We start from the raw sequence: 2,765 nt of genomic DNA on the forward strand, positions 1-2,765 counted from the left end.
GGTGTTCATGAAAAGGGGACAGTGTACCTTTTTCATAAGGGTTTTCTGTACAGGAAAGTACAGAAATAGGTCTGTTTTGGGGTGGATAATGTACAGAAGAATTTTTGTTTAATAAAAATGGATTTTTTCTTGTACAGCAGGACACTAAATCTGCAGTTAGTGGTGTAACAGTCTTTCACTAATATATAAGGCACTGGCTTTTAGGCATAGAGGTGAGAAAACTAGAGATAGGTGTGAGCAGTTGGGTGAGCATTTAGAGTAGGAGGTGAGATTTATTCACTTCAGAAGTTACAGTGTGTGGAGAGAGTACATCAAATGTTGTAGCTTACATGAACTTTCTGAGGGGTGAGGTGAGAAGTAGAGGTGGGAGTGGGATAAACATAAGGTGTGAGGAGAGGGTGCTGAAGCTTGTTGTAGAACGTCATGATCTGCTTGAGTGCAGCATCATCAACAGACTGAGCAAGGAAGTGCATGGCCAAAGTTGCATAATCCTTTGCTGGGTATTTGTGGCTCAGGGGCTTGTGAGCAAAGGGCAGAAGGTACCAATAGCTCTGGGTAAGGGCTGTGGGAAGCATCATGCTGTAGGTTGGATGTGTGTAGATGGTGTGGATGTGCTCTTTGGTGAGGGGAGGGAGGTTGATGCTAGTGGTGAGGTAGTGATAGAAGGATGAGTGGAGGAGCACCTTGCTCTCTGACAAGATGTTGAGGCTGGCAGGGATGGCTTGAGAGTCCTCCCTGGTGATGGGTGGAAGAGGGATGTGGGAGAGGTAGCAGGTAGGAGTGGGGAAGGGGGCAGGTGATGTCTTCTGTCGGCAATGGGCTTCCAGATGGAGGAGAAGGGGCAGCTGGCATGGGTGAAGAGGATGATGAAGAATCCACTGGTGTGAGGAGGCGCTGGTTTGGCAGAGGAGTAGGCAACCTTGGTGAAGTAGCAGGTGATTGTGGTGCTGTAGACAAGCTGGGAATGGGAGCTGAGGTTGTTGATTGTGGTGGTGAGCTGTTGAGGAGAGCTGGTGAGATAGATCCCAATGCTGAAGTCCTTGGAAAGACAACTCACCACATCATTCAGATCAAGAGGCACATGCATTGCCAATGCCAAGGTCATGGATGTAGATGGAGACCTGAGTGAGGTGACAGGTGTTGTAGTGTGTGTTAACCTTGTCCATTTTGCAGTTGTTATCAATCCAACAGTGCAGATTGAGGAGGTGTACAAAAATGAAGAGAGCATACCAGTTGCTTCTCAATCTCCAAGTGGGATTTTACCATGCAGGAAACCACTTGAAGCAAATCTGCACTGTGGGTCTCAGCTCGCCTTGTGATTGCCCACTTGGCTGCCTTTTTCTGTGCAAGAGCTGCTGCCCACTCAGCTTTGGTCTGCTTGCCTTTTGACGTGTGGAAGGCCCTGAATGGTAGAGTAGAATTTGAGAAGTTGATTAACTCAAGTCAGATGTGGGAAAGGGTACCGTGTTGTGGGCTCAGGTGGAGTTGGAATAGGGGGCAGCTTGACAATACTCAGTGTAGTGGCTGGAGTGGTAGTTTTGGGTGGAGAGGGAGGACGAGTTTGGAGTGGAGGGGAGAAGATTTCTTGGCTTTGAGTCTGCTCCAGCTCTTCTTTGTCTAACTTGTCTTGAGTTCTGGAGATGAAGGAATGAACTCCTATGATGGGCAGAGTTACAATAAAGGTAGGTGAGGATGACTTGTCAAATGAAGATGAGTGAATCAAGTGGGTGGGGTACTTGTGATAGAGGGGTGTAACCACCCTCACCAGCACTGGTGGATACGCTCTGGCTGCTTTGTTGCAGAGCTTGCTCTTCATGTTTGGTGTGCAGGAGAGAGAGAGCCTCTTCATGAACAAGTTTGGGCGTGGGAAGACTCTTGAGCTTGGGGGATGTGCTTGGTGCCAGGGTGGTTGTGGTAGTAGTCTGTGACAGTCAAGTAGATCTTGTCTGCTGCAGTGGAGATATGCTTCAGGCAGGATGACTTCAGCCTGAAGAGAATCTATGGTGCCCAGGTGGATCACTCAACAGCCCTGTGCTTCCCCTTCAGAAACAGCACATTCAACTGCGTCAAGCTGATCCTGAACAAAGCTCCAGTTCTTGATGAGCTCCTTGAGATACTTGCCTGTGTTAACTGTGTTAGCATTGTCACCATAATGGCAAACTTGTTCTGGAAGAGCATACTGAACTTCTTGCCAGAGGCCTCACAGTGCTGAGACCAGAACTCAAGAAGTGTCAACCTCTCTGTGGTGTCCATGTGGCAGAATGTAGCAGTGTAGAGATTAGATGGAGAGATCTGCTTCTGTGCAGAGAGATCCAGGTTGGTGGACTGAATGTATCTGTAGGTGGAGAGAGGCAAGTTTTGGTCACCCACATGCATCAATGCAATCTGATGCACATTGGATAGGTGACATGTACAGAGCTGAAACATGATAATGATGGTTTGTGGAACATACCTGATGACTTCTGGATGCTTGATTAGGTCATTGAAGATTGTGTAGACTCTTCTAAGAGACTCTGGCATGACATGAGCTTGTTCCTTCTGTAATATGGGATGAGTTTGTTAGTTACTTGATTTCAGCATGATTTATCAATCTGACATGCATCAGATACCAGATATGTACAAAAGATGAGGTCATACCACATAGGCTGCATATGCCTGGAAGTTGGGAGGTCCAGTTGGCGTTGCCCATGAAGGGAGAGTGAACTGCTTGTAGTGCATGTAGTTGGCATCAAATGCAGAGATGCTGATGGCTCCCTTTGAGTTGA

Annotated in this window: 3 protein-coding genes; 2 read left to right on the forward strand and 1 reads right to left on the reverse strand. The window is 47.4% G+C overall.

Annotated elements, in window-relative coordinates; all coding sequences use genetic code 11:
- The first annotated feature begins 521 nt into the window (after window positions 1–521).
- Both DB41_RS11795 and DB41_RS10145 read left to right on the forward strand, forming a co-directional pair.
- Window positions 522–671, forward strand: a complete 150-nt coding sequence (locus DB41_RS11795; RefSeq protein WP_155117677.1) for a hypothetical protein — start codon at window positions 522–524, stop codon at window positions 669–671.
- Between the two features lie 128 nt (window positions 672–799).
- Window positions 800–1,129, forward strand: coding sequence for a hypothetical protein (locus DB41_RS10145; RefSeq protein ID WP_039386955.1), 330 nt, complete (start codon window positions 800–802; stop codon window positions 1,127–1,129).
- Between the two features lie 309 nt (window positions 1,130–1,438).
- On the opposite strand, the gene DB41_RS11800 is transcribed toward DB41_RS10145, so the two are convergent.
- On the reverse strand, window positions 1,439–1,759 hold the full coding sequence (locus DB41_RS11800) for a hypothetical protein (RefSeq protein ID WP_155117678.1): 321 nt from the start codon (window positions 1,757–1,759) through the stop codon (window positions 1,439–1,441).
- Window positions 1,760–2,765 lie beyond the last annotated feature (1,006 nt).

This window comes from Neochlamydia sp. TUME1 (assembly GCF_000813645.1).
Lineage (GTDB): Bacteria > Chlamydiota > Chlamydiia > Chlamydiales > Parachlamydiaceae > Neochlamydia.

Bases quoted from the DNA above. Each gene is read 5' to 3' on its own strand.
- DB41_RS10145 (WP_039386955.1), top strand. From the start codon at position 800: ATGTCTTCTGTCGGCAATGGGCTTCCAGATGGAGGAGAAGGGGCAGCT.